The organism is Streptomyces blattellae, assembly GCF_009709555.1.
GTDB classification, from domain to species: domain Bacteria; phylum Actinomycetota; class Actinomycetes; order Streptomycetales; family Streptomycetaceae; genus Streptomyces; species Streptomyces blattellae.
Window position 1 is genome coordinate 70,584 of sequence record NZ_WJBG01000213.1, and the last position, 26,664, is coordinate 97,247.

General features: G+C 70.4%; 28 protein-coding genes and 1 riboswitch. Of the genes, 17 read left to right on the top strand and 11 right to left on the bottom strand.

Annotation, left to right across the window (positions count from 1 at the left end):
• The first annotated feature begins 40 nt into the window (after positions 1–40).
• Positions 41–1,681 (top strand): DNA repair helicase XPB, encoded by a 1,641-nt coding sequence (locus GFH49_RS29050; protein WP_328288298.1) that lies wholly within the window; start codon positions 41–43, stop codon positions 1,679–1,681.
• A 33-nt stretch (positions 1,682–1,714) separates the two neighbouring features.
• Here GFH49_RS29050 and GFH49_RS29055 read toward each other — a convergent pair whose 3' ends face one another.
• On the bottom strand, positions 1,715–1,897 hold the full coding sequence (locus tag GFH49_RS29055) for a hypothetical protein (RefSeq protein WP_196218158.1): 183 nt from the start codon (positions 1,895–1,897) through the stop codon (positions 1,715–1,717).
• Between the two features lie 261 nt (positions 1,898–2,158).
• On the opposite strand from GFH49_RS29055, the gene GFH49_RS29060 reads away from it, so the two are divergent.
• The gene (locus tag GFH49_RS29060; RefSeq protein ID WP_155059030.1) at positions 2,159–4,198 is read left to right on the top strand and encodes a HelD family protein; all 2,040 of its coding nucleotides are present in this window, start codon (positions 2,159–2,161) and stop codon (positions 4,196–4,198) included.
• Positions 4,199–4,288: 90 nt separating this feature from the next.
• Here the strand turns inward: GFH49_RS29060 and GFH49_RS29065 are convergent, their stop codons facing one another.
• Positions 4,289–4,999, bottom strand: coding sequence for a copper homeostasis protein CutC (locus GFH49_RS29065; RefSeq protein WP_155059031.1), 711 nt, complete (start codon positions 4,997–4,999; stop codon positions 4,289–4,291).
• Positions 5,000–5,243: 244 nt separating this feature from the next.
• Here GFH49_RS29065 and GFH49_RS29070 point away from each other — a divergent pair, with 244 nt between their 5' ends.
• Positions 5,244–5,891, top strand: a complete 648-nt coding sequence (locus GFH49_RS29070; RefSeq protein WP_155059032.1) for an HD domain-containing protein — start codon at positions 5,244–5,246, stop codon at positions 5,889–5,891.
• A gap of 133 nt (positions 5,892–6,024) precedes the next feature.
• The gene (locus GFH49_RS29075) at positions 6,025–7,092 is read left to right on the top strand and encodes a GNAT family N-acetyltransferase (RefSeq protein WP_155059033.1); all 1,068 of its coding nucleotides are present in this window, start codon (positions 6,025–6,027) and stop codon (positions 7,090–7,092) included.
• Here the strand turns inward: GFH49_RS29075 and GFH49_RS29080 are convergent.
• Both GFH49_RS29080 and GFH49_RS29085 read right to left on the bottom strand, forming a co-directional pair.
• The gene (locus tag GFH49_RS29080) at positions 7,074–7,352 is read right to left on the bottom strand and encodes a DUF4031 domain-containing protein (RefSeq protein ID WP_155059101.1); all 279 of its coding nucleotides are present in this window, start codon (positions 7,350–7,352) and stop codon (positions 7,074–7,076) included. The genes GFH49_RS29075 and GFH49_RS29080 overlap by 19 nt on opposite strands.
• The gene (locus GFH49_RS29085; RefSeq protein WP_155059034.1) at positions 7,349–7,744 is read right to left on the bottom strand and encodes a DUF8819 family protein; all 396 of its coding nucleotides are present in this window, start codon (positions 7,742–7,744) and stop codon (positions 7,349–7,351) included. The genes GFH49_RS29080 and GFH49_RS29085 overlap by 4 nt, the downstream gene beginning before the upstream one ends.
• A 55-nt stretch (positions 7,745–7,799) precedes the next feature.
• On the opposite strand from GFH49_RS29085, the gene GFH49_RS29090 reads away from it, so the two are divergent.
• From GFH49_RS29090 to GFH49_RS29100, 3 genes are read left to right on the top strand one after another with little or no spacing between them, the layout of a single operon-like run.
• Positions 7,800–8,798 carry a MurR/RpiR family transcriptional regulator gene (locus GFH49_RS29090; protein WP_408055967.1) on the top strand — a complete coding sequence of 333 codons (999 nt, stop codon included), beginning with the start codon at positions 7,800–7,802 and terminating at the stop codon, positions 8,796–8,798.
• A gap of 55 nt (positions 8,799–8,853) precedes the next feature.
• Positions 8,854–9,789, top strand: a complete 936-nt coding sequence (gene murQ, locus GFH49_RS29095) for an N-acetylmuramic acid 6-phosphate etherase (protein WP_155059036.1) — start codon at positions 8,854–8,856, stop codon at positions 9,787–9,789.
• Between the two features lie 16 nt (positions 9,790–9,805).
• Positions 9,806–11,188, top strand: coding sequence for a PTS transporter subunit EIIC (locus GFH49_RS29100; protein ID WP_155059037.1), 1,383 nt, complete (start codon positions 9,806–9,808; stop codon positions 11,186–11,188).
• 70 nt (positions 11,189–11,258) lie between these two features.
• Here the strand turns inward: GFH49_RS29100 and GFH49_RS29105 are convergent, their stop codons facing one another.
• A complete protein-coding gene (locus GFH49_RS29105) occupies positions 11,259–11,651 on the bottom strand; it encodes a hypothetical protein (protein ID WP_155059038.1) in 393 nt (130 codons plus the stop codon).
• 114 nt (positions 11,652–11,765) lie between these two features.
• Between GFH49_RS29105 and GFH49_RS29110 the strand changes: the two genes are divergently transcribed.
• From GFH49_RS29110 to GFH49_RS29135, 6 genes are all read left to right on the top strand, one after another.
• Positions 11,766–12,605, top strand: coding sequence for a helix-turn-helix domain-containing protein (locus GFH49_RS29110; protein WP_155059039.1), 840 nt, complete (start codon positions 11,766–11,768; stop codon positions 12,603–12,605).
• The gene (locus GFH49_RS29115) at positions 12,589–12,849 is read left to right on the top strand and encodes a DUF397 domain-containing protein (protein ID WP_155059040.1); all 261 of its coding nucleotides are present in this window, start codon (positions 12,589–12,591) and stop codon (positions 12,847–12,849) included. Before GFH49_RS29110 ends, GFH49_RS29115 begins: the two co-directional genes overlap by 17 nt.
• 26 nt (positions 12,850–12,875) lie before the next feature.
• A complete protein-coding gene (locus GFH49_RS29120; protein WP_155059041.1) occupies positions 12,876–13,409 on the top strand; it encodes a DinB family protein in 534 nt (177 codons plus the stop codon).
• Between the two features lie 277 nt (positions 13,410–13,686).
• The gene (locus tag GFH49_RS29125) at positions 13,687–14,514 is read left to right on the top strand and encodes a helix-turn-helix domain-containing protein (RefSeq protein WP_155059042.1); all 828 of its coding nucleotides are present in this window, start codon (positions 13,687–13,689) and stop codon (positions 14,512–14,514) included.
• Positions 14,515–14,573: 59 nt separating this feature from the next.
• The gene (locus tag GFH49_RS29130; protein ID WP_230396552.1) at positions 14,574–15,254 is read left to right on the top strand and encodes a Uma2 family endonuclease; all 681 of its coding nucleotides are present in this window, start codon (positions 14,574–14,576) and stop codon (positions 15,252–15,254) included.
• Positions 15,255–15,263: 9 nt separating this feature from the next.
• Positions 15,264–15,863, top strand: coding sequence for a hypothetical protein (locus GFH49_RS29135; RefSeq protein ID WP_155059043.1), 600 nt, complete (start codon positions 15,264–15,266; stop codon positions 15,861–15,863).
• A 79-nt stretch (positions 15,864–15,942) separates the two neighbouring features.
• Here the strand turns inward: GFH49_RS29135 and groL are convergent, their stop codons facing one another.
• From groL to thrC, 4 genes are all read right to left on the bottom strand, one after another.
• Positions 15,943–17,565 carry a chaperonin GroEL gene (gene groL, locus GFH49_RS29140; protein ID WP_155059044.1) on the bottom strand — a complete coding sequence of 541 codons (1,623 nt, stop codon included), beginning with the start codon at positions 17,563–17,565 and terminating at the stop codon, positions 15,943–15,945.
• A gap of 401 nt (positions 17,566–17,966) precedes the next feature.
• On the bottom strand, positions 17,967–18,173 hold the full coding sequence (locus GFH49_RS29145; protein WP_016436693.1) for a cold-shock protein: 207 nt from the start codon (positions 18,171–18,173) through the stop codon (positions 17,967–17,969).
• Positions 18,174–18,581: 408 nt separating this feature from the next.
• Positions 18,582–18,857, bottom strand: coding sequence for a MoaD/ThiS family protein (locus GFH49_RS29150; RefSeq protein ID WP_155059045.1), 276 nt, complete (start codon positions 18,855–18,857; stop codon positions 18,582–18,584).
• A 121-nt stretch (positions 18,858–18,978) separates the two neighbouring features.
• Positions 18,979–20,274, bottom strand: coding sequence for a threonine synthase (thrC, locus tag GFH49_RS29155; protein WP_155059046.1), 1,296 nt, complete (start codon positions 20,272–20,274; stop codon positions 18,979–18,981).
• Positions 20,275–20,292: 18 nt separating this feature from the next.
• Positions 20,293–20,477: riboswitch (SAM riboswitch) on the bottom strand.
• A 169-nt stretch (positions 20,478–20,646) separates the two neighbouring features.
• Between thrC and GFH49_RS29160 the strand changes: the two genes are divergently transcribed.
• Both GFH49_RS29160 and GFH49_RS29165 read left to right on the top strand, forming a co-directional pair.
• On the top strand, positions 20,647–21,591 hold the full coding sequence (locus GFH49_RS29160) for a glucosyl-3-phosphoglycerate synthase (RefSeq protein ID WP_155059047.1): 945 nt from the start codon (positions 20,647–20,649) through the stop codon (positions 21,589–21,591).
• Between the two features lie 98 nt (positions 21,592–21,689).
• Positions 21,690–23,099 (top strand): alpha,alpha-trehalose-phosphate synthase (UDP-forming), encoded by a 1,410-nt coding sequence (locus GFH49_RS29165; RefSeq protein WP_155059048.1) that lies wholly within the window; start codon positions 21,690–21,692, stop codon positions 23,097–23,099.
• On the opposite strand, the gene otsB is transcribed toward GFH49_RS29165, so the two are convergent.
• Both otsB and GFH49_RS29175 read right to left on the bottom strand, forming a co-directional pair.
• The gene (gene otsB / locus GFH49_RS29170; RefSeq protein WP_155059049.1) at positions 23,067–23,915 is read right to left on the bottom strand and encodes a trehalose-phosphatase; all 849 of its coding nucleotides are present in this window, start codon (positions 23,913–23,915) and stop codon (positions 23,067–23,069) included. The genes GFH49_RS29165 and otsB overlap by 33 nt on opposite strands.
• 155 nt (positions 23,916–24,070) lie before the next feature.
• Complete coding sequence (locus GFH49_RS29175; RefSeq protein ID WP_155059050.1) at positions 24,071–24,298, bottom strand: DUF3263 domain-containing protein; 228 nt, start codon at positions 24,296–24,298, stop codon at positions 24,071–24,073.
• A 98-nt stretch (positions 24,299–24,396) separates the two neighbouring features.
• On the opposite strand from GFH49_RS29175, the gene GFH49_RS29180 reads away from it, so the two are divergent.
• Together GFH49_RS29180 and nagA are read left to right on the top strand one after the other, a co-directional pair.
• Complete coding sequence (locus tag GFH49_RS29180; RefSeq protein WP_155059051.1) at positions 24,397–25,368, top strand: ROK family protein; 972 nt, start codon at positions 24,397–24,399, stop codon at positions 25,366–25,368.
• Positions 25,369–25,475: 107 nt separating this feature from the next.
• Positions 25,476–26,624: an N-acetylglucosamine-6-phosphate deacetylase gene (gene nagA / locus GFH49_RS29185; protein ID WP_155059103.1), complete on the top strand. Its 1,149-nt coding sequence runs from the start codon at positions 25,476–25,478 to the stop codon at positions 26,622–26,624.
• The last annotated feature ends 40 nt before the right edge of the window (positions 26,625–26,664 follow it).

Sequence of the window (26,664 nt, forward strand, 5' to 3'; positions counted from 1 at the left end):
CGTGACGTCTGGCCTCAGGGAACCGGAGAGGGTGCCGCGCGTGGGTCCACTGATCGTCCAGTCCGACAAGACGCTGCTTCTGGAAGTCGATCACGAGCAGGCCGACGAGTGCCGGCGGGCCATCGCGCCGTTCGCCGAGCTGGAGCGGGCGCCCGAGCACATCCACACCTACCGGGTGACGCCGCTCGGGCTGTGGAACGCGCGGGCGGCGGGGCATGACGCCGAGCAGGTCGTGGACGCGCTGGTGCAGTACAGCCGCTATCCGGTGCCGCACGCGCTGCTGGTCGACGTCGCCGAGACGATGGACCGGTACGGGCGGCTGACGCTCAGCAAGCACCCCGCGCACGGGCTCGTGCTCACGACCACCGACCGTCCGGTCCTTGAGGAGATCCTGCGCTCCAAGCGGATCACTCCGCTCGTCGGCGCCCGGATCGACCCGGACACCGTCGCCGTGCATCCCTCCGAGCGCGGGCAGATCAAGCAGACGCTGCTGAAGCTGGGCTGGCCGGCCGAGGACCTCGCCGGATACGTCGACGGCGAGGCGCACGCGATCGAGCTGAACGAGGACGGCTGGGCGCTCCGGCCGTACCAGAAGCAGGCGGTGGAGAACTTCTGGCACGGCGGCAGCGGGGTCGTCGTACTGCCGTGTGGCGCCGGTAAGACGCTCGTCGGCGCCGGGTCCATGGCCCAGGCGAAGTCCACGACGCTGATCCTGGTGACGAACACCGTGTCGGCCCGGCAGTGGAAGCACGAGCTGGTGAAGCGGACCTCGCTGACCGAGGACGAGGTCGGCGAGTACAGCGGTACGCGCAAGGAGATCCGGCCGGTCACCATCGCGACGTACCAGGTGCTGACGACCAGGCGGAAGGGCGTCTATCCGCACCTGGAGCTGTTCGACTCCCGCGACTGGGGGCTCATCGTCTACGACGAGGTGCATCTGCTGCCGGCGCCGGTCTTCAAGTTCACCGCGGATCTGCAGGCCCGGCGGCGGCTCGGGCTGACGGCGACGCTGGTGCGGGAGGACGGCCGTGAGTCGGACGTGTTCTCGCTGATCGGGCCCAAGCGTTTCGACGCGCCCTGGAAGGAGATCGAGGCGCAGGGCTATATCGCGCCCGCCGACTGCGTGGAGGTCCGGGTCAATCTCACCGACGCCGAGCGGCTGGCGTACGCGACCGCCGAGCAGGAGGAGAAGTACCGCTTCTGCGCGACGACGGACACCAAGCGGAAGGTCACTCAGGCGCTGGTACGGCGTTTCGCCGGGCAGCAGATCCTGGTCATCGGCCAGTACATCGACCAGCTCGACGAACTGGGCGAGCACCTGAACGCCCCCGTCATCAAGGGCGAGACCTCCAACGCCCAGCGCGAGAAGCTCTTCGACGCCTTCCGGGAGGGCGAGATCAGCGTCCTGGTCGTCTCGAAGGTCGCGAACTTCTCCATCGACCTGCCGGAGGCGACGGTCGCCATCCAGGTGTCGGGGACGTTCGGGTCACGGCAGGAGGAGGCGCAGCGGCTGGGGCGGGTGCTGCGGCCGAAGGCGGACGGTCACCAGGCCCACTTCTACTCGGTGGTCGCGCGGGACACCATCGACCAGGACTTCGCCGCGCATCGGCAGCGGTTCCTGGCGGAGCAGGGGTACGCGTACCGGATCGTGGACGCGGACGAGTTGCTGGCGGAGAGCTGAGCCGGCGGGGCAGGGGCGGTCGTCGATCACGGGTCACCTGCGGCGGACGCCTGCCTCCTCGCCGTACTCGCCGAAGATGATCACGTCGAAGGCGGCGCCCGCGTACACCTTGATGGCACGCAGGGCCTCGCCGAGGCGGTGACGGTGGTGGCTGGGAGTGAGGGCGGTCGCGCCTGAGGCGCGGCCGGGGGCTGGGGTAAAGGTTGCTGCGCTCATGTATCCATGGTGGCTCTCCGACCATGGGAAAGGCATCGGTCTACGGGGCCAACTCGGGTGGTCCCTGGGTACACCCATGGGGCGAGCCTTGCCCCCTACGGGGGATAGGCCTATCCCCTAGGGGATGACGGGGGACGAACCCCCGTGGACGGACACCCGTGGACGGACACCGACTGCTCGCGGCAGGGAAAACCGTTGGCGCCCCTCTCCCTCGGCGACCTAGAATCCCCGCTCTTGTCCGGATCCAACGGAGGCACCCCCTTGTCCACGCCGTCGTCCGCCGATCCCCTCTCCCGAGAGCGCTCCCATCTCGCCTCCTCCCGGGCCGCCCTGCGCGCCATGCGCGAGGACGTCGAGTCCCTCGACATCAGCGACGTCACCGCGAACTGGGTCAACGCCGAAGTCCTCGCCCGCCAGATCGACGAGCGGATCAAGGCCCTCGCCGACCTCAGCGACACCCCGCTGTTCTTCGGCCGGCTCGACTACCTGCACGCGGTGGGCGCCGAGCAGGCGGAGGGGGCGGAGGGCGAGCGCTTCTACATCGGGCGGCGCCATGTGCACGACGCGGACGGCGACCCGATGGTGATCGACTGGCGTGCACCGGTGTCGCAGCCCTTCTACCGGGCCTCCAAGAAGGCCCCGATGGACATCGCGCTGCGCCGCCGCTTCGGCTACACGGGCGGCGACCTCACGGCGTACGAGGACGAGCATCTGTCGGACCCGGCCGAGGCGGCGCGCACCAGCAAGCTGCTCCAGCAGGAGATCGAGCGCCCGCGCGTCGGCCCCATGCGGGACATCGTGGCGACGATCCAGCCGGAGCAGGACGAGATCGTACGCAGCGGGCTGGGCGGGACCGTGTGTGTGCAGGGAGGTCCCGGGACCGGGAAGACGGCCGTCGGTCTGCACCGGGTCGCCTACCTCCTGTACGCGCACCGTGAGCGGCTCGCCCGCACCGGCACGCTCGTCATCGGGCCGAACAGGTCCTTCCTGCACTACATCGAGCAAGTGCTCCCCGCGCTCGGCGAGTTGGCGGTACGGCAGGCGACGGTCGACGACCTCGTGGCACATGTCGAGGTGCGGGGCGCGGACGACGCGGCGGCCGCGGTCGTCAAGGGGGACGCGAGGATGGCGGAGGTGCTGCGGCGCGCGGTCCGCTCCCATGTGACCATGCCCACCGAACCGGTCGTGGTCGTGCGCGGCTCGCGTCGCTGGCGGGTCCCGGCGTACGAACTCGAAGGCGTCGTCGGTGAGTTGCTCGACCGCGACATCCGGTACGGCGCCGCCCGCGACGCCCTGCCGCAGCGCATCGCGCACGCGGTCCTGGTGCAGATGGAGCGTTCCGGAGAGGCCCCGGACGACCGCGTGCAGGACGCCGTCGCCCGTAACCCCGCGGTGAAGGCGGCGGTGAAGGCGATCTGGCCGCCGGTCGAGCCGGCGAAGCTCGTGCTGCGGCTGCTGACGGACGCGGACTTCCTCGCCCTGCACGCGGCGGGGCTCCTCACCGAGGACGAGCAGAAGGCGATCCTGTGGGCGAAGCCGGTGCGGTCGGTGAAGTCCGCCAAGTGGTCCGCCGCGGACGCCGTGTTGATCGACGAGGCGACGGATCTCGTACAGCGCACGCACTCGCTGGGGCATGTGGTGCTCGACGAGGCGCAGGACCTCTCCCCCATGCAGTACCGCGCGGTCGGCCGCCGCTGCACCACCGGTTCGGCGACCGTCCTCGGCGATCTGGCGCAGGGCACGACGCCGTGGGCCACCCGGAGTTGGCAGGAGGCGCTGGGCCACCTCGGCAAGACGGACGCGGTCGTCGAGGAGCTGACGGCCGGTTTCCGTGTGCCGACGGATGTGATCACGTATGCGTCCCGGCTGCTGCCGCATATCGCGCCGGGGCTGACGCCGGTGGCGTCGGTGCGGGAGAATCCGGGGTTCTTCGAGGTTCGTGAGGTGTGTGGTGCGGGGGAAGTGGTCGCCGCGTGTGCGGAGTTGCTGCGGAACGAGGGGTCCACGGGGCTGATCGCGGCGGACGCGCGGATTCCGGCACTGACGGAGGCGCTCGCGGCGGCGGGGCTCGCCCACCTGGCTCCCGGTGAGGAGACGACCCGGGAGACCCGCCTCACCCTGGTCCCGGCGTCCCTCGCGAAGGGTCTGGAGTACGACTACGTGGTCCTCGACGAGCCCCGGGCGGTGGTCGACGGGGAGCCGGACGAGCGGACGGGGTTGCGGCGGCTGTACGTGGCCCTCACCCGGGCCGTCTCGGGGTTGATCGTGACGCATGCGGCGCCGTTGCCGGCGGAGTTGTGAGTGCCGGTTGAGGTTCCCGGACCGGCGGGTACGCCCACGCGGCGGAGCCGCACATCGGCGCAGCCCCGCACTCCGTCCGGGCAAGCCGACTCAGCCTGCGCCGCCCGCGCCGCCCGCGTCCAGGACTCGGCGCCACTCGCGCACGGCCTCCGCCGACACGGGGGACGTCCAGCCCTCCGGCCTGGCTGCCCCTCCGATGTGGAACGCGTCGATCCCGGCGGCTCGCAGTTGCGGGACGTGGTCCAGCCGTAGGCCGCCGCCCACCATGAGCTGCTGCTCATAGCCGGGCTCCCCGGCCCTCGCCGCCTCCGTGAGCAGCGTCGGCAGCCCCTCGTCGACGCCCGCCGCCGATCCGGCCGTGAGGTAGGTGTCGAGCCCCGGCAGGTCGGCGATGTGCTTGCGCAGGGCGTCGCGGTCGGCGGCGTGGTCGATCGCCCGGTGAAAGGTCCAGCGGCAGCCGTCCAGCTCGCCCAGCACCCGCTCCACCGCATCGAGATCCACGCCGTCCCCGGCGTCCAGGAACCCGAGCACGAACTGGTCGGCCCCCGCCCCGCGCAGCTCCCGCGCCACCTCCGTCAAGCGCTCGGCGTCCCCCGCCGCGAACCCGTCCGCGAGCCGCAGCATCACGCGCAGGTCGATGTCGACGGCGGCGCGGATCGCGGTGAAGGCCGTGGTCGGCGGGGTGAGGCCGTCCGCTGCCATGTCGGTGACCAGTTCGAGGCGATCCGCGCCTCCGGCCTGGGCGGCGAGGGCGTCCTCGGCATCGAGGGCGATCACCTCCAGGACTGCACGCTTGCCCATGGAACTCCATTCCTCGGCGACTCGGAACGACTAGGACGACGACCAGGACGACCAGGAGGACGACCAGGACGACCAGGAGGTCTAGTCCATTGCCCGCCACCCTACGCCGGGAAGGACGAGGCCGCGAGAAGATCGCGGTCAGCCGAAGACGTTCAGCTCGGCCTCCGTCACGCCCGTCGGCTCGTACGACGCCGCTCCCGTCGTACGAGCCGAGTACTGCCCGCGTCACGGGAGAATGGCGCACATGCCCGACCTCGAAGCCCTCGCCGCCCGCTTCGCCGAGGCTCTGCGCGCGGCCCGCGCCCCGGTGGACTCGCCCGACCCGGCGCCGTACGCCGACGATCTCCTCACCCGCTGGCAGGAACCCCAGCGCCGGTACCACACGCTCGCGCATCTCACCGCGGTCCTCGACCACATCGACGTGCTGGAGAAGCACGCGGCGGACCCGGACGCCGTACGCCTGGCCGCGTGGTTCCACGACGCGGTGTACCTGCCCGAGCGCTCCGAGAACGAGGAGCGGTCGGCCCGGCTCGCCGAGCGGGCGCTGCCCGAGGCCGGTCTGCCCGCCGCGAAGACCGCCGAGGTGGCCCGCCTTGTCCGGCTCACCGTCACCCACGCCCCGGCCAGCGACGACCGCGACGGCCAGGTGCTGTGCGACGCCGACCTGGCGATCCTCGCGTCGCCGCCGTCCGCGTACGCCGCCTACACCGCGGCCGTCCGCGAGGAGTACCACTTCGTGCCCGGTGACGCCTTCCGCGAGGGCCGCTCGGCGATCCTCCGCCAACTCCTCGGCCTGCCCCGGCTGTTCCACACCCCGCACGGCGAGCGGGAGTGGGAGGCGACGGCCCGCTACAACATCACGTCCGAGCTGGAACTGCTGACATCATGCTGACGTCATGACGTCAGCATGAATCCCTCCCCGAAGGCGTCGAACGTCGAGAGCGGACACACGGCCTGCTGCGACCCGCGGTCGGAGCGGGAAATGGTGTCGCCCGGCCGGTCTCCGTCGGCTTAGCCTGCACGGCATGCGGAACACGGGTGGAGATCAGGTAGCGGAAGCCGTCGCGGGCTGCGTCGCCGTGCTGCGGACGGCCACGGACCGGGACTGGGAGGGGGTCAAGGCCGGTGGGCTGACCTGGAGTTGCCGGGACACCGCGTTCCACATCGCCGAGGACCTGATCGCGTACGCCGGTCAGCTCGCCGGGCGTGCGCAGGACCGGTACGTCCCGTTCGACGTCGTCCCGGAGGACGGCATCGACAACGCGGGCGTGCTGGACGTGATCGAGACGAGCGCCGCCCTGTTCGCAGCCACCCTGCGCACGACACCCCGCGAGGTGCGCGCCTTCCACCCCTACCCCTTCCGCAGCGCGAACCGCGACGGCTTCGCGGCGATGGGGATCGCGGAGGTGCTCCTGCACACGCACGACATCGCCGAGGGTCTGGGCCTGGCGTACGAACCACCCGCCGAGCTGTGCGAGTCCGTCCTCACGACGATCTTCCCGCAGGTCCGCCCCGGTCCGGCCCCCTGGCCCACCCTCCTGTGGGCCACCGGCCGCGGCGATCTGCCGGGCCGCCCGCCCGTCACCGACTGGCGCTGGCACAACAACCTGGTTCTGCCCACCGATCGCCTGACCCTGCAAGCCCTCACCCCCGCGACCGCCATCGACATCCAGGCGGGCGGCGTCGGCGGCTTCGAGTGGGTCGACGGGGAGCCGCTCGAAGGCACCCGGATGGCTGCCGGGCTGCTGGTGAAGGCGTACCAAGAGGGCGTGCTGCGGCCGGAGTTCGGGGTGTTAGTGCTGGTGCGGCGGGAGGACGGGCGGGCGGTCGGCGCCATGGGGTTTCATGCGGCACCGGACGGCGAGGGGCTGGTGGAGATCGGCTACGACCTCGTCGCGGGCGGCCGGGGCAGCGGCTACGCCACGGAGGCGCTGCGCGCCCTGTCGGCGTGGGCCCTGGCCCGGGACGACGTCCGCGGGGTCCTCGCGAAGGTCGATCACGACAACCTGCCGTCGCAGGGCGTCGTGACCCGCGCCGGATTCACCAGGGTCAGCCAGGACGACGGCCTGTTCGTCTACGAACTTCGCGGCTGAGCCCGCCCCTTCGGCCTCCGCAGCCCCGACCCCGTCAGCAGCCGCACCACCTCCCGGCTGCTGACCTCCACCGCCCCGGCGGCCACCGCGTCCGCGTGACGATGCGACGGGATGTCGTAGTGATCCCGCTCGAAGGCCCGCCGGGGCACACCCAGCTTCTCGGCGAAGCCGTGCAGTTCGTCGTACGACACGTCGCTGACGAGGTGGGACCACATACGGCCGTGTCCCGGCCAGGTGGGCGGGTCGATGTAGAGGGTCACGACGAAGCCGTCCCGCCGGCGCACGAGCCGAGCGTGCCGACGGAGGCGACCTTCACGCCCGCCTTGTGGCACACCCAGTGCGGGTCGGGCCCGAGTTCCGGTTCGACGTCGAGGGCGTGCGGGTCGCCGGAGCCGCAGACGGGGCACAGGGGCCAGCGGCCGTACCGCTCCCGCAGTGCGTCCTGTACGTCCTGAGCGACCAGCCCGGCCACATACGCGGCGCCCTCCGGCCACTGCTCCACCCACCAGCGCCGCTGTACGACGGACTCCTCGACCAGCGACACCACGTCCGCCTCGGCGACATCGCCCGCGACCAGGTCGGCGAGCACGAGGGCGCGTGCCGCGTGCAGGGCCTGCTCCAGGGGGCTGACAGGGGAGTCGGTGGGATCCATGCATCCATTGTGCGCACTCTTGACCATCGCACCGGGGCGAAAATATCTTTCAATGGTGACCCAGAAAGTGAAGGAAATTTTCGGCACAGACACAGGCAGAGGCACAGACACAGGCGCAGACACAGGCACCGGCACCGGCACCGGACCTGCCGACGCACGACCCGCACGACCCGCGCCACCCGCCCCCGCCGCCCTCGCGGCCAAGGTGCGCACCCTCGCCCCGTCGATGACCCGTTCCATGCAGCGCGTCGCCGAAGCCGTCGCCCACGACCCGGCCGGCTGCGCCGCCCTCACGGTCACCGGACTCGCCGAACTCACCGGCACCAGCGAGGCTACCGTCGTCCGCACCGCCCGCCTGCTCGGCTACCCCGGCTACCGGGATCTGCGCCTCGCCCTCGCCGGACTCGCCGCACAGCAGCAGTCCGGGCGCGCACCCGCGCTCACCACCGACATCGCCGTCGACGACCCGATCGCCGACGTGGTCGCCAAGCTCGCCTACGACGAGCAGCAGACCCTCGCGGACACGGCGGCCGGGCTGGACACCGTGCAGCTGGGCGCGGCCGTGTCCGCGCTGGCCTCCGCGCGCCGGGCCGATGTGTACGGGGTCGGGGCGTCCGGGCTGGTCGCGCAGGACCTCACCCAGAAGCTGCTGCGGATAGGCCTGATAGCCCACGCGCACAGCGATCCGCACCTGGCCGTGACGAATGCGGTGCAGCTCCGCGGAGGCGATGTGGCGATCGCGATCACTCACTCCGGGTCCACGGGCGATGTCATCGAGCCGTTGCGCGTCGCGTTCGAGCACGGTGCCACGACGATCGCGATCACGGGGCGCCCGGACGGACCGGTGTCCCAGTACGCCGATCATGTGCTGACGACGTCCACGGCCCGGGAGAGTGAGCTGCGGCCTGCGGCGATGTCGTCCCGCACCAGTCAGCTCCTCGTCGTGGACTGCCTGTTCATCGGGGTCGCGCAGCGGACGTACGACACGGCCGCGCCCGCGTTGTCGGCGTCTTATGAGGCGTTGGCGCACCGGCATCGGAACGGTTCGCGGTAGACGTAGGTCTGTCTGCCCCTGATCCTTGAGTGCCTGAGTGAAAGAGCCGCCCCTCATGACCTCCACCTCTCCTCACCGTGATGTCCGTGCCGAGCTGGAATCGCTGACCACCGAAGCGTTCCGGCCCGAACTCTCCGACATCGACCAGCTGCCCACGCTTGAGATCGCCCGGCTCATGAACGGCGAGGACGCGACCGTCCCCACCGCCGTCGCCCAGAGGCTGCCGGAGATCGCCGCCGCCATCGACGCCGTGGCCGAACGGATGGCTCGCGGCGGCCGGCTCGTCTACGCCGGCGCCGGTACCGCCGGCCGCCTCGGTGTCCTGGACGCCTCCGAATGCCCGCCCACCTTCAACACCGACCCCTCCCAGGTCGTGGGGGTGATCGCGGGCGGGCCGGAGGCCATGGTCACCTCCGTCGAGGGGGCCGAGGACTCCGGAGAGCTGGCGAGACGGGACCTCGACGGCCTCGGCCTCACGCCCGTCGACACGGTCGTCGGCGTCTCCGCCTCCGGCCGCACCCCGTACGCCGTGGGCGCCGTGGAGCACGCCCGGCAGCTGGGTGCCCTGACCGTCGGCCTGGCCTGCAACGCGGACAGCGCGCTCGCGGCGGCGGCCGAGCACGGCATCGAGATCGTCGTCGGACCGGAGCTGGTGACCGGATCCACCCGCCTCAAGGCGGGCACGGCGCAGAAGCTCGTGCTCAACATGCTGTCGACGATCACGATGATCCGGCTGGGCAAGACGTACGGGAACCTGATGGTCGACGTACGCGCCTCGAACGAGAAGCTGCGCGCCCGCTCCCGCCGTATCGTCGCCCTCGCCACCGGCGCACCGGACGACGAGATCGAGGCCGCGCTCGCGGCCACGGACGGCGAGGTGAAGAGCGCGATCCTGGCCATCCTCACCGGCGTCGACGGCCCGACGGCCGCCCGCCTTCTGGAGGAGTCCGGCGGCCATCTGCGTGCCGCGCTGGCGGCGGCGAGGGGCTAACCCGCACGCTCGGCGGGTGCACAACGACTCCGCCGCCACGGCCGCCGCCCTCCTCCCCCTGGTCGGCGGCCCCGCGAACGTCACCTCCGTCGCCCACTGCATGACCCGCCTCCGCCTGGGCCTCGCCGACCGCACCCTGGTCGACGACGAGGCGGTACGGGCGGTGCCCGGCGTCCTGGGCGTGGTCGCCGACGACGACACGTACCAGATCGTGCTGGGGCCGGGGGTGGTGGCGAGGGTGACGCCGGAGTTCGAGGCGCTGCTGACGCCGGCTTCTCAACTCGCCTCGCAAGGCGCCGAGCTGAAGGCCGCCCAGCGGCAGCGCAACGCGACCCCGCTCAAACAGACCCTCCGCCGCGTCGCGAACATCTTCGTCCCCCTCATCCCCGCCCTGATCGGCTGCGGCGTCCTCGCGGGCGCGGGCGGCCTGCTGCTGAACGCCGGCTGGCTGCCCGGCCTCACCCCCGCCCTCACCGCCATCTCCTCCGCCTTCATGGCCCTGATCGCGGTCTTCGTCGGCTACAACACGGCGAAGGAGTTCGGCGGCACCCCGGTGCTGGGCGGGGCGGTGGCGGCGGTCGTCGTGTATCCCGGGGTGGCGAAGGTGACGGCGTTCGGGACCGCCCTCGCGCCCGGCCAGGGCGGGGTGCTCGGCGCACTGGCGGCGGCGTTGCTGGGGACGTACATCGAGAAGTGGTGCCGCACCCGCATCCCCGAAACGCTGGACGTCCTCCTCACCCCCACCCTCACGGTCCTCGTCTCCGGCCTGGCCACGCTCTACGGCCTCATGTACGCGGCCGGCGAGATCTCCACCGCCGTCGGCACAGCCGCGAACTGGCTCCTCACGACGACCGGCGCCCTCGCCGGCCTGATCCTCGGCGGCCTCTTCCTCCCCCTCGTGATGCTGGGCCTCCACCAGGCCCTGATCCCCGTCCACATGACGCTGATCGACCAGCAGGGCCACACCACCCTGCTCCCCATCCTCGCCATGGCGGGCGCGGGCCAGGTCGGCGCGGCACTCGCGGTCTACGTCCGACTGCGCCACGACACCTCCATCCGTACGACGATCAAGTCCGCGCTCCCCGCAGGCCTGCTGGGCGTCGGCGAACCCCTGATCTACGGCGTCTCCCTCCCACTGGGCCGCCCCTTCCTCACCGCCTGCGCGGGCGGCGCGGCGGGCGGTGCCTTCGTGGGCCTGTTCGCGATGCTCGGCGAACGGGTCGGCGCGACAGCGATCGGACCATCGGGATGGGCCCTGTTTCCGCTGCTGGCCGGGGACGGGGGGTGGGCGGTGACGGTCGCGGTGTACGCGGGCGGGCTGGTGACGGGGTACGGGGTGGGGTTCGCGGCGACGTATGTGTTCGGGGGCTTGAGCGCCCCAAGGGGCGCGGGGCAGTGACAGGTGCGGCTCCGCCGCGCGGGCGCGACCAGCCACAACGGACCCGCAGGTGACGCGTGACGCACCGCGCTCAGCAAGGCAGCCGCCCCTCCTTGTTGACGCCCCGCACCCGGGCCCGCAGCACCTCTTCCCGCGGTGCGGGCCCCACCGAATCCGGCGGACAGTCCCACTCCCGCCCGCCCCCGACCGGCCGCAACCGCACGTTGCCGTCCACGTGTCCCATGACCTCGCCGACGTGCCCGCCGCGCACATCCACGACGTACGCGCCGATCGCCGGCTTCTCCCCGCGCAGCACGGAGGCCAGCTTCTCGGCGGTACGGACATTGCAGCGCCCCAGGTCGACCAGGGCGAACGGCTCGTCGCTCGCGCCGCTGACGGGGTCCACACACAGGGACGGCAAGAGGACGCCGACACCTACGAGAGCCTCCTTCAAGGACGCCACTACTTCTTCGGTCGAGCGCACGCCTGCCCCTCCTTCACATTGAGTTCGCGATTCACGACACAGCGTGTCCGCCACCTGCCTAACCTGGCTATACGGAGGGCCCCAACAACGTCTGTTGTCGTACCGGGAGTTGCCATGACAGGACCGAAGGACCTCGACCCGTCGTCGTCACCGCGAGCGCTGTTGGGTGCGGAACTACGCCACGCCAGAGAGAAGGCCGGTCTCAGCCAGGAGGAGCTGGGGGCGCGGCTGTTCGTGAGCGGTTCGTTCATCGGGCAGTTGGAGGCGGGGACGCGGCGGATGCTGCCGGAGTACGCGCGGATGCTGGATCAAGTCCTCGGCACGGAGGACTTCTTCACGCGGAACTGCATGGCAGCGGCCAAGTCCCGCTATCCCGAGCACTTCGCGGAGGCGGCGGAGGCAGAGGCGGAAGCCACGGCGATCCGCCAGTACGCGCCGATGCTGATCCCCGGCCTGCTCCAGACGCCCGCGTACGCACGGGCGGTGAACCGCGCGTTCGACCCGACGTCACCGGAGGAGACCATCGAGGAGTGGGTGGACGGTCGGATGGCGCGGACTCGTCTACTCGACGACCCAACAAAGCCGTTGTTGTGGACGGTGCTTGACGAGGCGGCGCTGCGCCGGGTGACGGGTGGCCGAGCCACGATGGCGGAGGTACTACGCCACATCGCGGGCCTGATCCGCCGAAACCGTGCCATCGTGCAGGTGCTGCCGTTCGGAGCGGGGGCGCACACGGCAATGCAGGGTCCGCTGAAGCTGATGGACTTCGAAGACGCCCCTCCACTGGTCTACTTCGAGGGGGTGCGCACCGGACGCCTGGAGGACGACCCGGCCACCGTCGCCCGGCTGAGGTTCACCTTCGAACTCCTCACGGCCTCCGCACTCTCGCCGGAGAAGTCCCTGGCAATGATCGAGGCGTTGGCGCAGGATTACGCCCATGAGGAACATCCCTGACTACGACCTGAGCACGGCCACCTGGCACAAATCGAGCTACAGCGGCGGCGGTGGCGACGACTGCCTCGAAGTCGCCCGCTGGCGCAAGTCCAGCTACAGCGGCGGCAGCGGCGGCGACTGCCTCGAAGTCACCCACGACCTCCCCACCCTCGTCCCCGTCCGCGACTCCAAGAACCCCCACGGCCCGAAGCTCGTATTCCGAGCGTCGGCGTGGTCGGCCTTCGTCAACGCGGTCAGAAACTGACCTAATCGGCTCCTACCGTGGCTGCCATGACTGAGACCACGCACAACACCGTCACCGACGAGCGCACCGACCTGCTGGAGTCGCTGGCCAGGCACCGGCACTTCCTGCGTTTCACCACCCGTGACCTCACCGACGAGCAGGCGGGGCAGCGGACCACCGTCAGCGAACTGTGCCTGGGCGGCCTGGTCAAGCACGTCACGTCGGTGGAGCGGAACTGGGCGGACTTCATCCGGAACGGCCCGTCGGCGATAGGCGATTTCAGCGCCATGACCGAGGCCGACTTGGCCCGCTGGGCCGACGAGTTCCACATGCTCCCCGGCGAGACGCTGGCCGACGTGCTCAAGGAGTACGAGGAAGTGGCGCACCGCACGGACGAGTTGGTCGCCACGCTGCCCGACCTGGACGCCTCCCAGCTGCTGCCGGAGGCCCCGTGGTTCGAGCCCGGGGCTCGATGGTCGGCCCGCAGGACACTGCTGCACATCATCGCCGAGACAGCCCAGCACGCCGGTCACGCCGACATCATCCGGGAGTCCCTGGACGGCCAGAAGAGCATGGGCTGACGCCCCGAAGCTCAAGCGGCCAGCCCCGAGCCCTCTGTCCAAGGAATGGGTGGAGGGTCTCAACCCACCCTCCCACCCGGCGAGTTGACTTGACGCGATCGACTTGCCACACACAGTCACGCTCGTCTAGCGTGCCCGAATAACGAACAGCCCCCGCCAGGTGCAGCAACACCTGCGGGGGCTTAACCAACGAGATCGAAGGCTGACGAGGTCCGATCCCATGGCTGATGCCAAGCTTAGTGCTGCCTCCCTGTCCGCGCACGCGACCCCGCACCCGATGGCCAACCCGGGCTACGGAAAACGCTCCGCACCCGACCAACTCCGCCGCACGAACCACGACTTCGCCCACCTCCCGCCCCGCGAAGCCGCCATCGCCGCGTACCTCGACCGCCTCCCCGACGGCGCCGACATCTCCGTAAAGACGCTGGCCAAGCAGCTTCCGTACGGACAGTGCGCCCTGCGCACGGCCCTCAACAACCTCCAGCGGGCAGGCCACTTGCGCCGAGGCCGCGAGCACATCGCCTCCGACTCCGGCGGCACCCGATGGATCACCCGATCGTGGTTCTCCCGTACCGCACGCGACGACACCTGGTGGGCGGCGTTCACGCGGGGCGACGTACCCCAGGAGCCACCGGACGCGGACCACGGCCCCCGCCCGACCCGCTCCCGGGCCCACATCCTCCTGGCCGCCCTCGGCCGCGAGACCCCCGCGCTGTCGCTCTCAGAGGCCGAATGCGCGCGCCTCGCCCCGCTCGTCACCGACTGGTACGCCCGAGGCGCCACCGACGCAGACGTACGCCACGCCCTTACGACCGGCCTGCCCACCCCGGTCCATCACCCTGCGGGCCTGATCCAGAACCGCCTGACCACCAAGCTCCCACCGGAAAGGCCCACCCCGCGCCCACCTCTCCGCATCCTGGAATGCGCGAAGTGCCGAGTACCCGGCCGCCCGGCGGCCCTGCCCGGCGGCATCTGCGGTGCGTGCCGGGGCGAGCGCGCCCCCGACCGCCACCCCGCGCCCCTGCAAGCTTCCGCAATCCATGCCCGCGCGGCAGAGATCCGTGCCGCAATGTCCCTACGACGACACGAAAGGACATCCGTATGACAGCGCCCACAGTCCGACGGCACCACCCCGGGGCAGGATGGGAGGAAGGAGGCGACGCCATGACCCCTGACACCGCTGAACGCCCGCAGATGTCCGTCGAGGACTTCGAGGAACTCGTCCGCAGGGCTCCAAGGGAGATCAAGAACCGGCTGGAATTCCTCGGCGGACGGCTGTGCATCCGGCACGGGCCACTCGACGTCGACGAATTCGAGGAGCTGGCCGCCGCAGCTCCGGAAACCGTGCGGCTTGAGTACGTCAACGGAAAGGTAGTAGTCAAGGCCATGCCGGACGGCAACCATGGCGAGATCTTCATGTGGCTCGTGCGCCAATGCATGCAGCAACGGCCCGAGCTGAATCTCATGCCTGAGCGGGGCGTCAAGGCCGAGGCGTACCGCAAGGGCCGCGCCCGTACGGACGGGTTCCTGGCACCGGTGGGCCACTTCAAAGGTCATGGCGAGTGGTCTGAATCCGACGGCGCCCTCATGGCCGTAGAGATCACCTCCCACGACCGGGACACCAATCAACGCGACCGTATCGACAAGCCCGTCGGCTACGCAGGAGCCGAGATTCCCGTCTACCTGCTCATCGACCGCGACATCGACACCGTCACGGTGTACTGCGAGCCGAAGGACGGCCGGTATCTGCAGGCATCGTCCTACCCGTGGGGGTCCATCGTCGAGTTGCCCGCCCCTGTCGGCATCACCTTGAACACCGCGGAACTCAGGGACTACGCGGACTGACACGCCCTCATGAACCACTCCCAGCTGACCGCCCTGGGCCGGGCCCTCCGCCTCCTCGGCGAACACGGCGACGCGCTCACCGCCGACACCCCCGACGCCCGCCTCCACGAGGTCAAGGCCGACCTCCGCCGTGCCCTGGAACTCCTCGACGAGAGCGTGACCAGCTCCGCCCCCACCACCCGCTGCGCCGAGCACCCGAACGGACCGGTCGACACCGCCGCCCCCGACCTCTGCCTGCTCTGCGAGACCCGCCGCCGAGCCGCCCGCCGCTCCGAGTACAACGGCACCGCCCCCGCCGTCCCCCGCTCTCCCGAGCACACCCCCTCCCGCTACGGCGTCCGCGACGACCGTCCGCAGCCGCAGCAGCGCTGGCTGCCGGAGATGTGGAACGGCCAGGCGTGGCAGCTGTGCGGCACGCCGCGCCGCGACCGGCGCGAGGCCGAGCTGTATCTCGCCGCGCAGCGTCGCGGACCGCGCCCGGCCACGGCGTACCGGCTGGTGCACGAGTTCACCGACTATGAGGTACTGAGGGTCTGGGGCACGCCCGTACACGTCGACATCGAGCCCATGGGCAACGGGGGCAACGGGGGCAACGGGGGCAACGTGTGAACGGCCGAGGGCGGCACCCCCGTGAAGAACAGGGAGTGCCGCCCTCGGTCGTGAAGGACAGGCGATCGACCGGAGTCGATCAGAAGTCCATGTCACCGCCCGGCATGCCGCCACCGGCCGGCGCGGCGGCCTTCTCCGGCTTGTCGGCGATGACGGCCTCGGTGGTGAGGAACAGCGCGGCGATGGAGGCGGCGTTCTGCAGCGCGGAACGGGTCACCTTCGCCGGGTCGATGATGCCTTCGGCGATCATGTCGACGTATTCACCGGACGCGGCGTTCAGGCCGTGGCCGACGGCCAGGTTGCGCACCTTCTCGACGACGACGCCGCCCTCAAGACCACCGTTGACGGCGATCTGCTTCAGCGGGGCCTCCAGGGCGAGCTTCACGGCGTTGGCGCCGGTCGCCTCGTCACCTTCGAGCTCCAGCTTCTCGAACACCTGGGAGGCCTGGAGCAGGGCCACGCCACCACCGGCGACGATGCCCTCCTCGACGGCCGCCTTCGCGTTGCGAACGGCGTCCTCGATGCGGTGCTTGCGCTCCTTCAGCTCGACCTCGGTGGCGGCACCGGCCTTGATGACGGCCACGCCGCCGGCCAGCTTCGCCAGACGCTCCTGGAGCTTCTCGCGGTCGTAGTCCGAGTCGCTGTTCTCGATCTCGGCACGGATCTGGTTGACCCGGCCGGCGACCTGGTCGGCGGAGCCGGAGCCGTCGACGATGGTGGTCTCGTCCTTGGTGATGACGATCTTGCGGGCGCGGCCCAGGAGGTCCAGGGTCGCGTTCTCCAGCTTGAGGCCGACCTCCTCGGAGATGACCTCGCCGCCCGTGAGGATGGCGATGTCGCCGAGCATGGCCTTGCGGCGGTCACCGAAGCCCGGAGCCTTGACGGCGACGGACTTGAAGGTGCCGCGGATCTTGTTGACGACCAGGGTCGACAGCGCCTCGCCCTCGACGTCCTCGGCGATGATCAGCAGCGGCTTGCCCGACTGCATGACCTTCTCCAGGAGCGGGAGCAGGTCCTTGACCGAGGAGATCTTGGAGTTGGCGATCAGGATGTACGGGTCGTCGAGGACGGCCTCCATACGCTCCATGTCGGTGGCGAAGTACGCCGAGATGTAGCCCTTGTCGAAGCGCATACCCTCGGTGAGTTCCAGCTCCAGACCGAAGGTCTGGGACTCCTCGACGGTGATGACGCCTTCCTTGCCGACCTTGTCCATCGCCTCGGCGATGAGCTCGCCGATCTGGGTGTCGGCGGCGGAGATGGAGGCCGTGGAAGCGATCTGCTCCTTGGTCTCCACGTCCTTGGCCTGCTCAAGGAGGGCACCGGAGACAGCCTCGACGGCCTTCTCGATACCGCGCTTGAGGGCCATCGGGTTGGCGCCGGCGGCTACGTTGCGCAGGCCCTCCTTGACCAGGGCCTGGGCGAGAACGGTCGCCGTGGTCGTACCGTCGCCGGCGACGTCGTCCGTCTTCTTGGCGACTTCCTTGACCAGCTCGGCGCCGATCTTCTCGTACGGGTCCTCGAGCTCGATCTCCTTGGCGATGGAGACACCGTCGTTGGTGATCGTGGGGGCGCCCCACTTCTTCTCGAGGACGACGTTGCGGCCCTTGGGGCCGAGCGTCACCTTCACGGCGTCCGCGAGCTGGTTCATGCCGCGCTCGAGGCCGCGCCGCGCCTCCTCGTCGAACGCGATGATCTTGGCCATGTGAAGTGGTCCTCCCGGACTGGGGTGGATTGCTCCGGACCGCGCTGGCGCCCGCGACGGACGGCCCCCGACCGACTGGTTCCTTGCCCCACCCGGTCATCGGGCCTCACCGACCCGGTCCTTCTTGTCACTCTCACCTTCAGAGTGCTAACGCCAATGATTAGCACTCGCCCATGCCGAGTGCAAGGCGTGCCCGCGAAGCGGGCTCGTTGAGGGGTGGTGGTCGGGTGGCGGGTGGGAGCAAGCGCTGTCCAGTGATCGCCCAGGCGGGGCAGGGCGTCCGGACATGATCCGGGCATGGTCCGGACATGCCGGAGGGCTCGCAACCCATGACTCCCCATGGGAAACGAGCCCTCCGAAGAAGAACAGAAGAACGTCGCTGCAGTCAGTCGGCGCGTGCTTCAGCCTGCCGCCAGCCGGACCATGTCCGCCTGCGGCCCCTTCTGGCCCTGCGAGATCTCGAAATCGACCCGCTGACCCTCTTCCAGGGTGCGGTAGCCGTCCATCTGAATCGCGCTGTAGTGGACGAATACATCCGCACCACCGTCGACCGCGATGAAGCCGTACCCCTTCTCCGCGTTGAACCACTTGACGGTGCCCTGAGCCATGCCTAACTCCCCTATTACTGGCCCTTGCACAGATCCACACTTCGCGGATCCGGGTCAGACCTCACCCCCCACGGTTGGGGGCGTGCGCCGGAACGCGTCGACCGCGGCTGAATGTATCTGTCCAACTGCCGTCTGCAACAGGTCAATCGGACGAGAAATCTGGGCACGGCCGGTCGCCGAAATGCGGAGAATTCATGGAAACCCAGGGCAAGTCGGACCCGATAAAAGGAATGAATGACGCAAAAAGCCCGCACACTTTGGCTACTTCTTGTCGGCCGTGCGGGCGGAACTCATATGCGCCCGGCATGAAAGCCCGAGCACGTTCCCCAACTGTACCGTGCTCAACCATAGAGAATGGCCCCCTCCGCTTCTCTCACGGAGGGGGCCATTCGATGAACAATGCGTGACTCAGCCGCCCGCGACCGCCGGGATGATCGAGACCCCCGCCCCGTCCGGCGTCGCCGTCTGAAGCCCCTGCTCAAAACGGACGTCGTCGTCATTGACGTACACATTGACGAACCGCCGCAGCTTCCCCTGATCGTCGAGGATGCGGGCCGCGATGCCGGTGTGGTTCTTCTCCAGGTCGGAGATGACGTCGGCGAGGGTCGCCCCCTCGGCGGAGACCTCGGCCTGACCACCGGTGTAGGTGCGCAGGATGGTGGGGATTCGGACGTTGACGCTCACGGTGTGACCTCCGGTCAGATAGGCGCCCTGAAGGGGCGCGGGGCAGTTTCGATATGCGGCTACCGCCGCGCGGGCGCGACCAGCCCCCACCGGCCCGCAGACGAAATGATGGGGACGGGCCCTACCCGAGACCCGCCTCACGGAACGAATCCAGGTTGGGCCGAATAGTCGCGGTCAGCCCCGTGCCGGCCACCGCATCCAGCGTCTTGAGCCCGTCGCCGGTGTTCAACACGACCGTCGTCTTCGCCGGGTCGAGAACCCCGTTCTCGATGAGCTTCCGGGTGACACCGACCGTCACACCACCGGCGGTCTCCGCGAAGATGCCCTCGGTCCGCGCAAGAAGCCTGATCGCGTCGACGACCTGCTCGTCGTTCACGTCCTCCACCGCACCCCCGGTACGCCGAGCGATGTCGAGGACGTACGGACCGTCCGCCGGGTTGCCGATCGCCAGCGACTTGGCGATCGTGTCCGGCTTCTGCGGCCGGACGACGTCATGGCCGCCCTTGAAGGCGACGGACACCGGCGAGCAGCCCTCGGCCTGCGCGCCGAAGATCTTGTACGGCTTGTCCTCGACGAGCCCGAGCTTGATCAGCTCCTGCAGCCCCTTGTCGACCTTCGTGAGCTGCGAGCCGGAGGCGATCGGCACCACGATCTGGTCGGGCAGCCGCCAGCCGAGCTGCTCGCAGATCTCGTACGCCAGGGTCTTGGACCCTTCCGCGTAGTACGGCCGCAGGTTGACGTTGACGAAGCCCCAGCCCTCGCCGGCCGGGTCGCCGATCAGCTCGGAGCAGAAGCGGTTCACGTCGTCGTAGTTGCCCTCGATACCGACGAGTTCGCCGCCGTAGACCGCGGCCATGACGACCTTGCCCTGCTCCAGGTCGTGCGGGATGAACACGCAGGAGCGCAGGCCGGCGCGGGCGGCGGCGGCACCGACGGCGCCGGCCAGATTGCCCGTCGACGAGCAGGACAGCGTCGTGAAGCCGAAGGCCCTCGCCGCCTCCAGCGCCTGCGCCACCACCCGGTCCTTGAAGGAGTGCGTCGGATTGCCGGAGTCGTCCTTCACATACAGCCCGCCGGTCACGCCCAGCTCACGCGCGAGGTTGCCGGCCTTGACGAGCTTGGTCCAGCCCGGGTTGAGGTTGGGCTTGCCGGCCACGTCCGCGGGGACGGGCAGCAGCGGTGCGTACCGCCAGATGTTCGCGGGTCCCGCCTCGATCTGCTTGCGGAGCTCTTCGGCGTCGTAGGCCGAGAAGTCGTAGGCGATCTCCAGCGGGCCGAAACACTCCTCGCACGCGAAGAGCGGGCCGAGGGGTACTCGGTGACCGCATTCACGGCACGAGAGGGCCGCGGCGGGGCCGAGGTCCACGGTGTCGGTGTTGCCGGTGTCGGTGGTGCTTGCAACTGTCTGCGCAGCCATGTGAGGCGAGGCCCTTTCTCCTCATCTTCCTCACGACGCACTTCGCCGTGAGACGGATTTGGCACCTTCCCTAGCCGGGAGCCTCGCGGAGAACGATCAAGACTGAATCTATGAGTCTGATCCATGAGTCTGATCTACGAGTACCGACTGGAGGGTTGCCGGGGCTTCATCGGGCCGTATCCCTCTGCCCCTCTGGATGAGCTGTATGCGGTTGTTGTGCGGTTGTGGTCGCCGACGACCCCCGACATGCGATGGTCATCAGCGTTGTTCAAGACTGTAACCGAAGGCCAGGACAGTTGAGATAGTCGTCCGAACCGCGAGATGGATCACACACCTCAAGTCGTGATCCGCGACAGTGAGGAGCCGCTTACTGTGCTGGAAGAAGTCGAGCGCTGGCTGAGCACACGCTCCTGGTCCGTGACCGATCGCCCGCTGCGTCAGATCCTGGCCGCGAAACGCGCCACCGGGCAGACGGTCAGCGTCGTGCTGCCCGCGCTCAACGAGGAGGAGACGGTCGGCGACATCGTCGCCGTGATCCGTCACGACCTCATGCGCCAGGTCCCGCTCGTCGACGAGATCGTCGTCGTCGACTCGGGATCGACCGACCGCACCTCCGAGGTGGCCGCCGCCGCGGGCGCCCGGGTCGTCCACCGCGACGACATACTGCCGCGCATTCCGGCCGTCCCCGGCAAGGGCGAGGTCCTGTGGCGCTCGCTCCTCGTCACCGGCGGTGACATCGTCTGCTTCATCGACGCGGACCTGAGGGAGTTCGAGTCGGACTTCGTCTCGGGCATCGTCGGCCCGCTGCTCACCGACCCGGAGGTCGACCTCGTCAAGGGGATGTACGACCGTCCGCTCGCCGGCGCGGCAGGCCAGGGCGGCCGGGTCACCGAGCTGATGGCCCGCCCGCTGCTGAACATGCACTGGCCGCTGCTGGCCGGATTCGTCCAGCCGCTGGGCGGCGAGTACGCGGCCCGCCGCTCGCTGCTGGAACAGCTCCCGTTCCCCGTCGGCTACGGCGTGGAGCTGGGCATGCTGGTCGACGCCCTGCACCTGGTGGGCCTGGACGCCCTCGCCCAGGTCGACGTCGGCGTGCGCAAGCACCGGCACCAGGACGGGCAGGCGCTGGGCCGCATGTCGGCCGCGATCTACCGCACGGCCCAGCTGAGGCTGGCCCGCGGCCATCTGATCCGTCCGTCCCTCACCCAGTTCGAACGGAGCGAGGACGGATTCGAACCCCGCACCTACTCCGTGGACACGGAGGAACGGCCTCCGATGGCGGACATCGCCGAGTACCAGTCACGCAAAGCGGCATAAACCTGCGCGTGACGTGCGCGTGGCGTAGCGGGATGCGCCGGTTGTATACAGCTGAGCCGTACGTTTGAGCGGTTCTGGCCCGGGCTAGGTTGAGGCGTATGGCTGCAACCTTCGGTGCTGCGCAGGTACTGGTCGCCTCCAACCGCGGACCGGTCTCTTACCAGGTCCACGAGGACGGCTCCCTGCGCGCCAGACGCGGCGGCGGCGGGCTGGTGTCCGGTCTCTCGGCGATCGGCCCGGACGCGGGTGCCCTGTGGGTCTGCTCGGCGCTCGGCGACGGCGACCGCGAGGCGGTCCGGCGCGGAGTGGGAGAGTCCGGCGTGCGGATGCTGGACATTCCGGCCGGCGTGCACTCGGACGCGTACAACGGCATCGCGAACTCGGTCCTCTGGTTCGTGCACCACATGCTGTACCAGACCCCGCTGGAGCCGGTGTTCGACGCGGAGTTCCGGCGGCGGTGGGAGTCGTACGTCCGCTACAACCGGGCCTTTGCCGAGGCGCTGGCCGAGGAGGCGGCGTCCGGGGCCGCGGCGCTGGTGCAGGACTACCACCTGACGCTGGTGCCGGGGATGCTCCGCGAACTCCGCCCCGACCTGCGCATCGGCCACTTCTCGCACACCCCCTGGGCGCCGGTCGACTACTTCCGCATGCTGCCGGACGACATCGCCGGGCAGGTGCTGCGCGGGATGCTCGGCGCCGACCGGCTGGGCTTCCTCACCCACCGCTGGGCCGACGCGTTCACCGCCTGCGCCGAGGCCGTCGTCGGCGGGCTCGGCGACACCCGGGTCGGTGTGCACGGGCTGGGCGCCGACGCCGACTTCCTGCGGCAGCGCGCGCACGAGACCGACGTGGAGGAACGGATCGTCGCGCTGCGGGCCGAGATCGGCGCGGGCCGGCAGACCGTCGTACGGGTCGACCGGACCGAGCTGTCCAAGAACATCGTGCGCGGCCTGCTGGCGTACCGGCAGCTCCTGGACGACCACCCCGAGCTGCGGGGGCGGGTGGTCCATGTCGCGTTCGCGTATCCGTCACGGCAGGATCTGGCCGTCTACCGGGAGTACACGGCCGAGGTGCAGCGGCTCGCGGACGAGATCAACTCCGGGTACGGGACGGCGGACTGGACGCCGGTCGTGCTGCATGTGAAGGACGACTTCGCCCGCTCGCTGGCGGCGTACCGGCTGGCGGACGTGGCCCTGGTCAACCCGATCCGCGACGGCATGAACCTGGTCGCCAAGGAGGTGCCGGTCGTCTCCGACGACGGGTGCGTGCTGGTGCTTTCCCGGGAGGCGGGGGCGTACGAGGAGCTGGGCGAGGACGCGATCGCCGTGAACCCGTACGACGTGACGGGCACGGCCGAGGCGTTGTACGAGGCGCTGACGATGCCGGCCGGGGAGCGGGCGGAGCGGACGAAACGGCTGGCGGCGACCGCGACGTCACTGCCGCCGGCCCAGTGGTTCCTGGACCAGCTGCACGCCCTACCCGATACGGGCCGCCAGCCCCGCCAGTAGCCGTACGACCCCGGCCGGACCGTCCACCACCACGTCCGCCCGTTCCCTCAGCTCGGTCACCTCGTCGCTGCCGCTGCACACCAGCAGGCCGGGGGTGCCGGCGGAGCGGAGTTCGCCGACAGCCGAGTAGGCGGGGAGGTCACCGAGGTCGTCGCCCGCGTAGAGGACGGACTCGGCGGCGATTTCGCGGGCGAAGCCGGCGAGGGCCACGCCCTTGTCCATGCCGGGTGGGCGGAGTTCGAGGACCAGGCGACCCGGCTCCACGACCAGCCCGTGGCGGGTGGCGAGGTCGGCGAGCGGCTCGCGGAGGGCCTCGAAGGCGGCCTGCGGATCGTCGGCACGCCGCGTGTGCACGGCGACGGCCCGGCCGCCCTTCTCCTCGATCCAGGCGCTGGTCCCGTCCAGGAGCGCCGGCAGCTCCGCGCGTACCGCGGCGACACCGGGGTCGGTCGGCGGGGCGGTGACGGTGTCGCTGACGGCGTCCCAGCGTTCGGCGCCGTAGTGGCCGAGGACCACGAGGTGCTCCAGCCCGGGGACCCCGGAGAAGCCGCCGAACCGTACGGCGACGTCGGCCGGACGCCCGGTGACCACGGCGACGGCCGCCACCTTCGGCGCGAGCGCGGCCAACGCCGGCACCGCCTCCGGGTGCGCCCGCGCCCGCTCGGGATCCGCCACGATCGGCGCGAGCGTCCCGTCGAAGTCGAGGGCGATCATCGCCCTGCCGGGCCGCTCAAGAATCGCGGCGAGCCCGGCCCGGCCGGGCTGGGTGACGGGGGTCGGCAAGGGGTCGGCTGTCGAGTCCGCGGGGCTGCCCATGGGGCGACCCTATCCAGGGAGGCGGGATCGTACCCCCGGATCAGCAGGTCGGCTGCGGTTCAGCAGCGCCCCAAAGGGGCGCGGGGAACTGCGCGACCAGCCACGATGGCGCCGCGGACAAAAAGACGACACATCCGGGCACTCCCAGCGGAGCGCTACCGTTCCGCTCGCCGCGCTTGTCTGACCCTTCTCAGCCTGTTCACCGTCACCGGGTCGTGCGCCAGTGCCCTCGGGTCGTCCAGCAGGGCATTCAGCAGCTGGAAATACCGCACCGGCGCCAGCCCCAGCTCCTCCCGTATCGCCCGCTCCTTCGCGCCCGGCCCCGAAAAGCCCCGGCGTTCGAGCGCGAGGATGTCCTGCTCCCTGCGGCCCAGTTGCTCCATACCCGCACGCTATCCCCCTCCCCTCCCCTGCACTCCCCTCCACCTCCCCCAAGAAATGTCACCAAAAGGCCTACACCGCACAGTGGACTAGACCTCTTATGGGTCCACGGGCCACACTGTTCCCCGTGAGACATGTCATCGCCCTCGACGTGGGCGGCACTGGGATGAAGGCCGCCCTGGTAGGGGCGAAGGGCGAGCTGCTGCACCAGGACCGCCGCGCCACCGGCCGCGACCGCGGGCCCGGGGCCGTCGTCGAGAGCATCCTCGACTTCGCGGCGGAGCTGCGCGCGTACGGCGAGCAGGCCTTCGGCGAGCCCGCTGCCGCCGCCGGAGTCGCCGTCCCCGGCATCGTCGACGAGGAGCACGGCATCGCCGCCTACTCGGCCAACCTCGGCTGGCGCGACGTACCCCTGCGCGACCTGCTCACCGCTCGCATCGGCAACGTCCCCGTCGCCCTCGGCCACGACGTCCGCACCGGCGGCCTCGCCGAGGGCCGCATCGGCGCGGGCCGGGGCGCCGACCGCTTCCTCTTCGTCGCCCTCGGCACCGGCATAGCGGGCGCGATCGGCATCGAGGGCCGGGTGGAGTCGGGCGCCCACGGCTTCGCGGGCGAGATCGGCCACATCGTCGTACGACCGGCGGGGGCTCCGTGTCCGTGCGGTCAGGCCGGCTGCCTGGAGCGCTACGCGTCGGCGGCGGCGGTGAGCGAGGCCTGGGCCGAGGCGTCCGGAAACCCCGAGGCGGACGCGGCGGACTGCGCGAAGGCCGTGGTCTCCGGCGACCCGAAGGCGGAGGCCGTCTGGGACCGGGCCGTCTCCGCCCTGGCCGACGGCCTGGTCACCGCCCTCACCCTGCTGGACCCCCGCACGCTGATCATCGGTGGCGGGCTGGCCGAGGCGGGGGAAACGTTGTTCACACCGCTGCGGGACGCGGTGAAGGAACGCGTGACCTTCCAGAAACTGCCGACGACAGTCCCGGCGGCCCTGGGGGACACCGCCGGCTGCCTCGGTGCAGGCCTGCTGGCCTGGGATCTCCTGAACTCAACCGACCATACGGAGGTAACCACCTGATGGCCGCCAACCCAGGGGCGCGGGACAGCGCTGAATGTGCGGCTACCGCCGCGTGCGCGCGACCAGCCACACACGACCCGCACCCCTCGACGGCGAAGGCGCCCCTCATCCTGTCCGGTGCCAACGTGGTCATGCCGACGGGAACCGTCAAAGACGGCTCACTGATCGTCGACGGCACTCGAATCGCCCGCACAGCCCCGGAAAACGCCCAGGTCGTCGACGTAACCGGCCACTGGCTGGTGCCCGGCTTCGTAGACATCCACAATCACGGCGGCGGCGGAGCCTCCTTCACGTCAGGCACCGCGAACGACGTGGTCACCGGCATCCGCACGCACCGCCTGCACGGCACCACCACCCTCGTCGCCTCCACCGTCACCGGCGACATGGACCTCCTGGTCCGGCAGGCGGGCCTGCTCAGCGAACTCGCCGAGCAGGGCGACATCGCCGGCATCCACTTCGAGGGCCCGTTCATCTCACCGTGCCGCAAGGGCGCACACTCCGAGGCACTGCTGCGGGACCCGGACCCCGCGGAGGTCCGCAAACTGATCGACGCGGCGCGCGGCAAGGCGAAGATGGTCACGCTCGCGACCGAACTCCCGGGCGGCATCGACTCGGTGAGACTCCTGACCGAGCACGGCGTCATCGCGGCGATCGGCCACACGGACGCGACGTACGAGCAGACGGTCGAGGCGATCGAGGCGGGCGCGACGGTCGCGACGCACCTCTTCAACGCGATGCCGACGCTCGGCCACCGCGCCCCCGGCCCGATCGCCGCCCTGCTGGAGGACGACCGCGTGACGATCGAGCTGATCAACGACGGCACGCACCTCCACCCCGCCTCCCTCCAACTCGCCTTCCACCACGCGGGAGCGGACCGCGTCGCGTTCATCACCGACGCGATGGACGCGGCCGGCTTCGGCGACGGCCGCTACCTGCTCGGCCCACTGGAGGTCGAGGTCAGCGACGGCGTGGCCCGGCTGGTGGAGGGCGGCTCGATCGCGGGCTCCACCCTCACCCTGGACCGCGCCTTCAAGCGTGCGGTGACACTCGACCGCCTCCCGGTCGAGGCCACCGTCACGGCCCTCTCCGCCAACCCGGCCAAGCTCCTGGGGATGTACGACGAGGTGGGCTCCCTCGAACCGGGCAAGTACGCGGACCTGGTGCTCCTCGACACGGACTTCAACCTCAAGGGCGTCATGCACCGGGGTGAATGGGTGGTCGATCCCCAGCATCCCCAACATCCCCAACCCGCCTGACCCGTACGGCAGTCAGCGAGACGGTGACCGACCGGGGCCG

Excerpts from the sequence above, each read along its gene's own strand:
- GFH49_RS29165 (WP_155059048.1), top strand. The coding sequence starts at position 21,690 with ATGGCTGCAACCTTCGGTGCTGCGCAGGTACTGGTCGCCTCCAACCGC.
- GFH49_RS29145 (WP_016436693.1), bottom strand. The coding sequence starts at position 18,173 with ATGGCTCAGGGCACCGTCAAGTGGTTCAACGCGGAGAAGGGGTACGGC.
- GFH49_RS29125 (WP_155059042.1), top strand. The coding sequence starts at position 13,687 with ATGGCCAACCCGGGCTACGGAAAACGCTCCGCACCCGACCAACTCCGC.
- GFH49_RS29075 (WP_155059033.1), top strand. The coding sequence starts at position 6,025 with ATGCGGAACACGGGTGGAGATCAGGTAGCGGAAGCCGTCGCGGGCTGC.
- GFH49_RS29110 (WP_155059039.1), top strand. The coding sequence starts at position 11,766 with ATGACAGGACCGAAGGACCTCGACCCGTCGTCGTCACCGCGAGCGCTG.
- GFH49_RS29175 (WP_155059050.1), bottom strand. The coding sequence starts at position 24,298 with ATGGAGCAACTGGGCCGCAGGGAGCAGGACATCCTCGCGCTCGAACGC.
- groL (WP_155059044.1), bottom strand. The coding sequence starts at position 17,565 with ATGGCCAAGATCATCGCGTTCGACGAGGAGGCGCGGCGCGGCCTCGAG.
- GFH49_RS29180 (WP_155059051.1), top strand. The coding sequence starts at position 24,397 with ATGGGTCCACGGGCCACACTGTTCCCCGTGAGACATGTCATCGCCCTC.
- otsB (WP_155059049.1), bottom strand. The coding sequence starts at position 23,915 with ATGGGCAGCCCCGCGGACTCGACAGCCGACCCCTTGCCGACCCCCGTC.
- GFH49_RS29065 (WP_155059031.1), bottom strand. The coding sequence starts at position 4,999 with ATGGGCAAGCGTGCAGTCCTGGAGGTGATCGCCCTCGATGCCGAGGAC.
- thrC (WP_155059046.1), bottom strand. The coding sequence starts at position 20,274 with ATGGCTGCGCAGACAGTTGCAAGCACCACCGACACCGGCAACACCGAC.
- murQ (WP_155059036.1), top strand. The coding sequence starts at position 8,854 with ATGACCTCCACCTCTCCTCACCGTGATGTCCGTGCCGAGCTGGAATCG.
- GFH49_RS29130 (WP_230396552.1), top strand. The coding sequence starts at position 14,574 with ATGACCCCTGACACCGCTGAACGCCCGCAGATGTCCGTCGAGGACTTC.
- GFH49_RS29135 (WP_155059043.1), top strand. The coding sequence starts at position 15,264 with ATGAACCACTCCCAGCTGACCGCCCTGGGCCGGGCCCTCCGCCTCCTC.
- GFH49_RS29120 (WP_155059041.1), top strand. The coding sequence starts at position 12,876 with ATGACTGAGACCACGCACAACACCGTCACCGACGAGCGCACCGACCTG.
- GFH49_RS29055 (WP_196218158.1), bottom strand. The coding sequence starts at position 1,897 with ATGAGCGCAGCAACCTTTACCCCAGCCCCCGGCCGCGCCTCAGGCGCG.
- GFH49_RS29085 (WP_155059034.1), bottom strand. The coding sequence starts at position 7,744 with ATGGATCCCACCGACTCCCCTGTCAGCCCCCTGGAGCAGGCCCTGCAC.
- GFH49_RS29115 (WP_155059040.1), top strand. The coding sequence starts at position 12,589 with ATGAGGAACATCCCTGACTACGACCTGAGCACGGCCACCTGGCACAAA.
- GFH49_RS29070 (WP_155059032.1), top strand. The coding sequence starts at position 5,244 with ATGCCCGACCTCGAAGCCCTCGCCGCCCGCTTCGCCGAGGCTCTGCGC.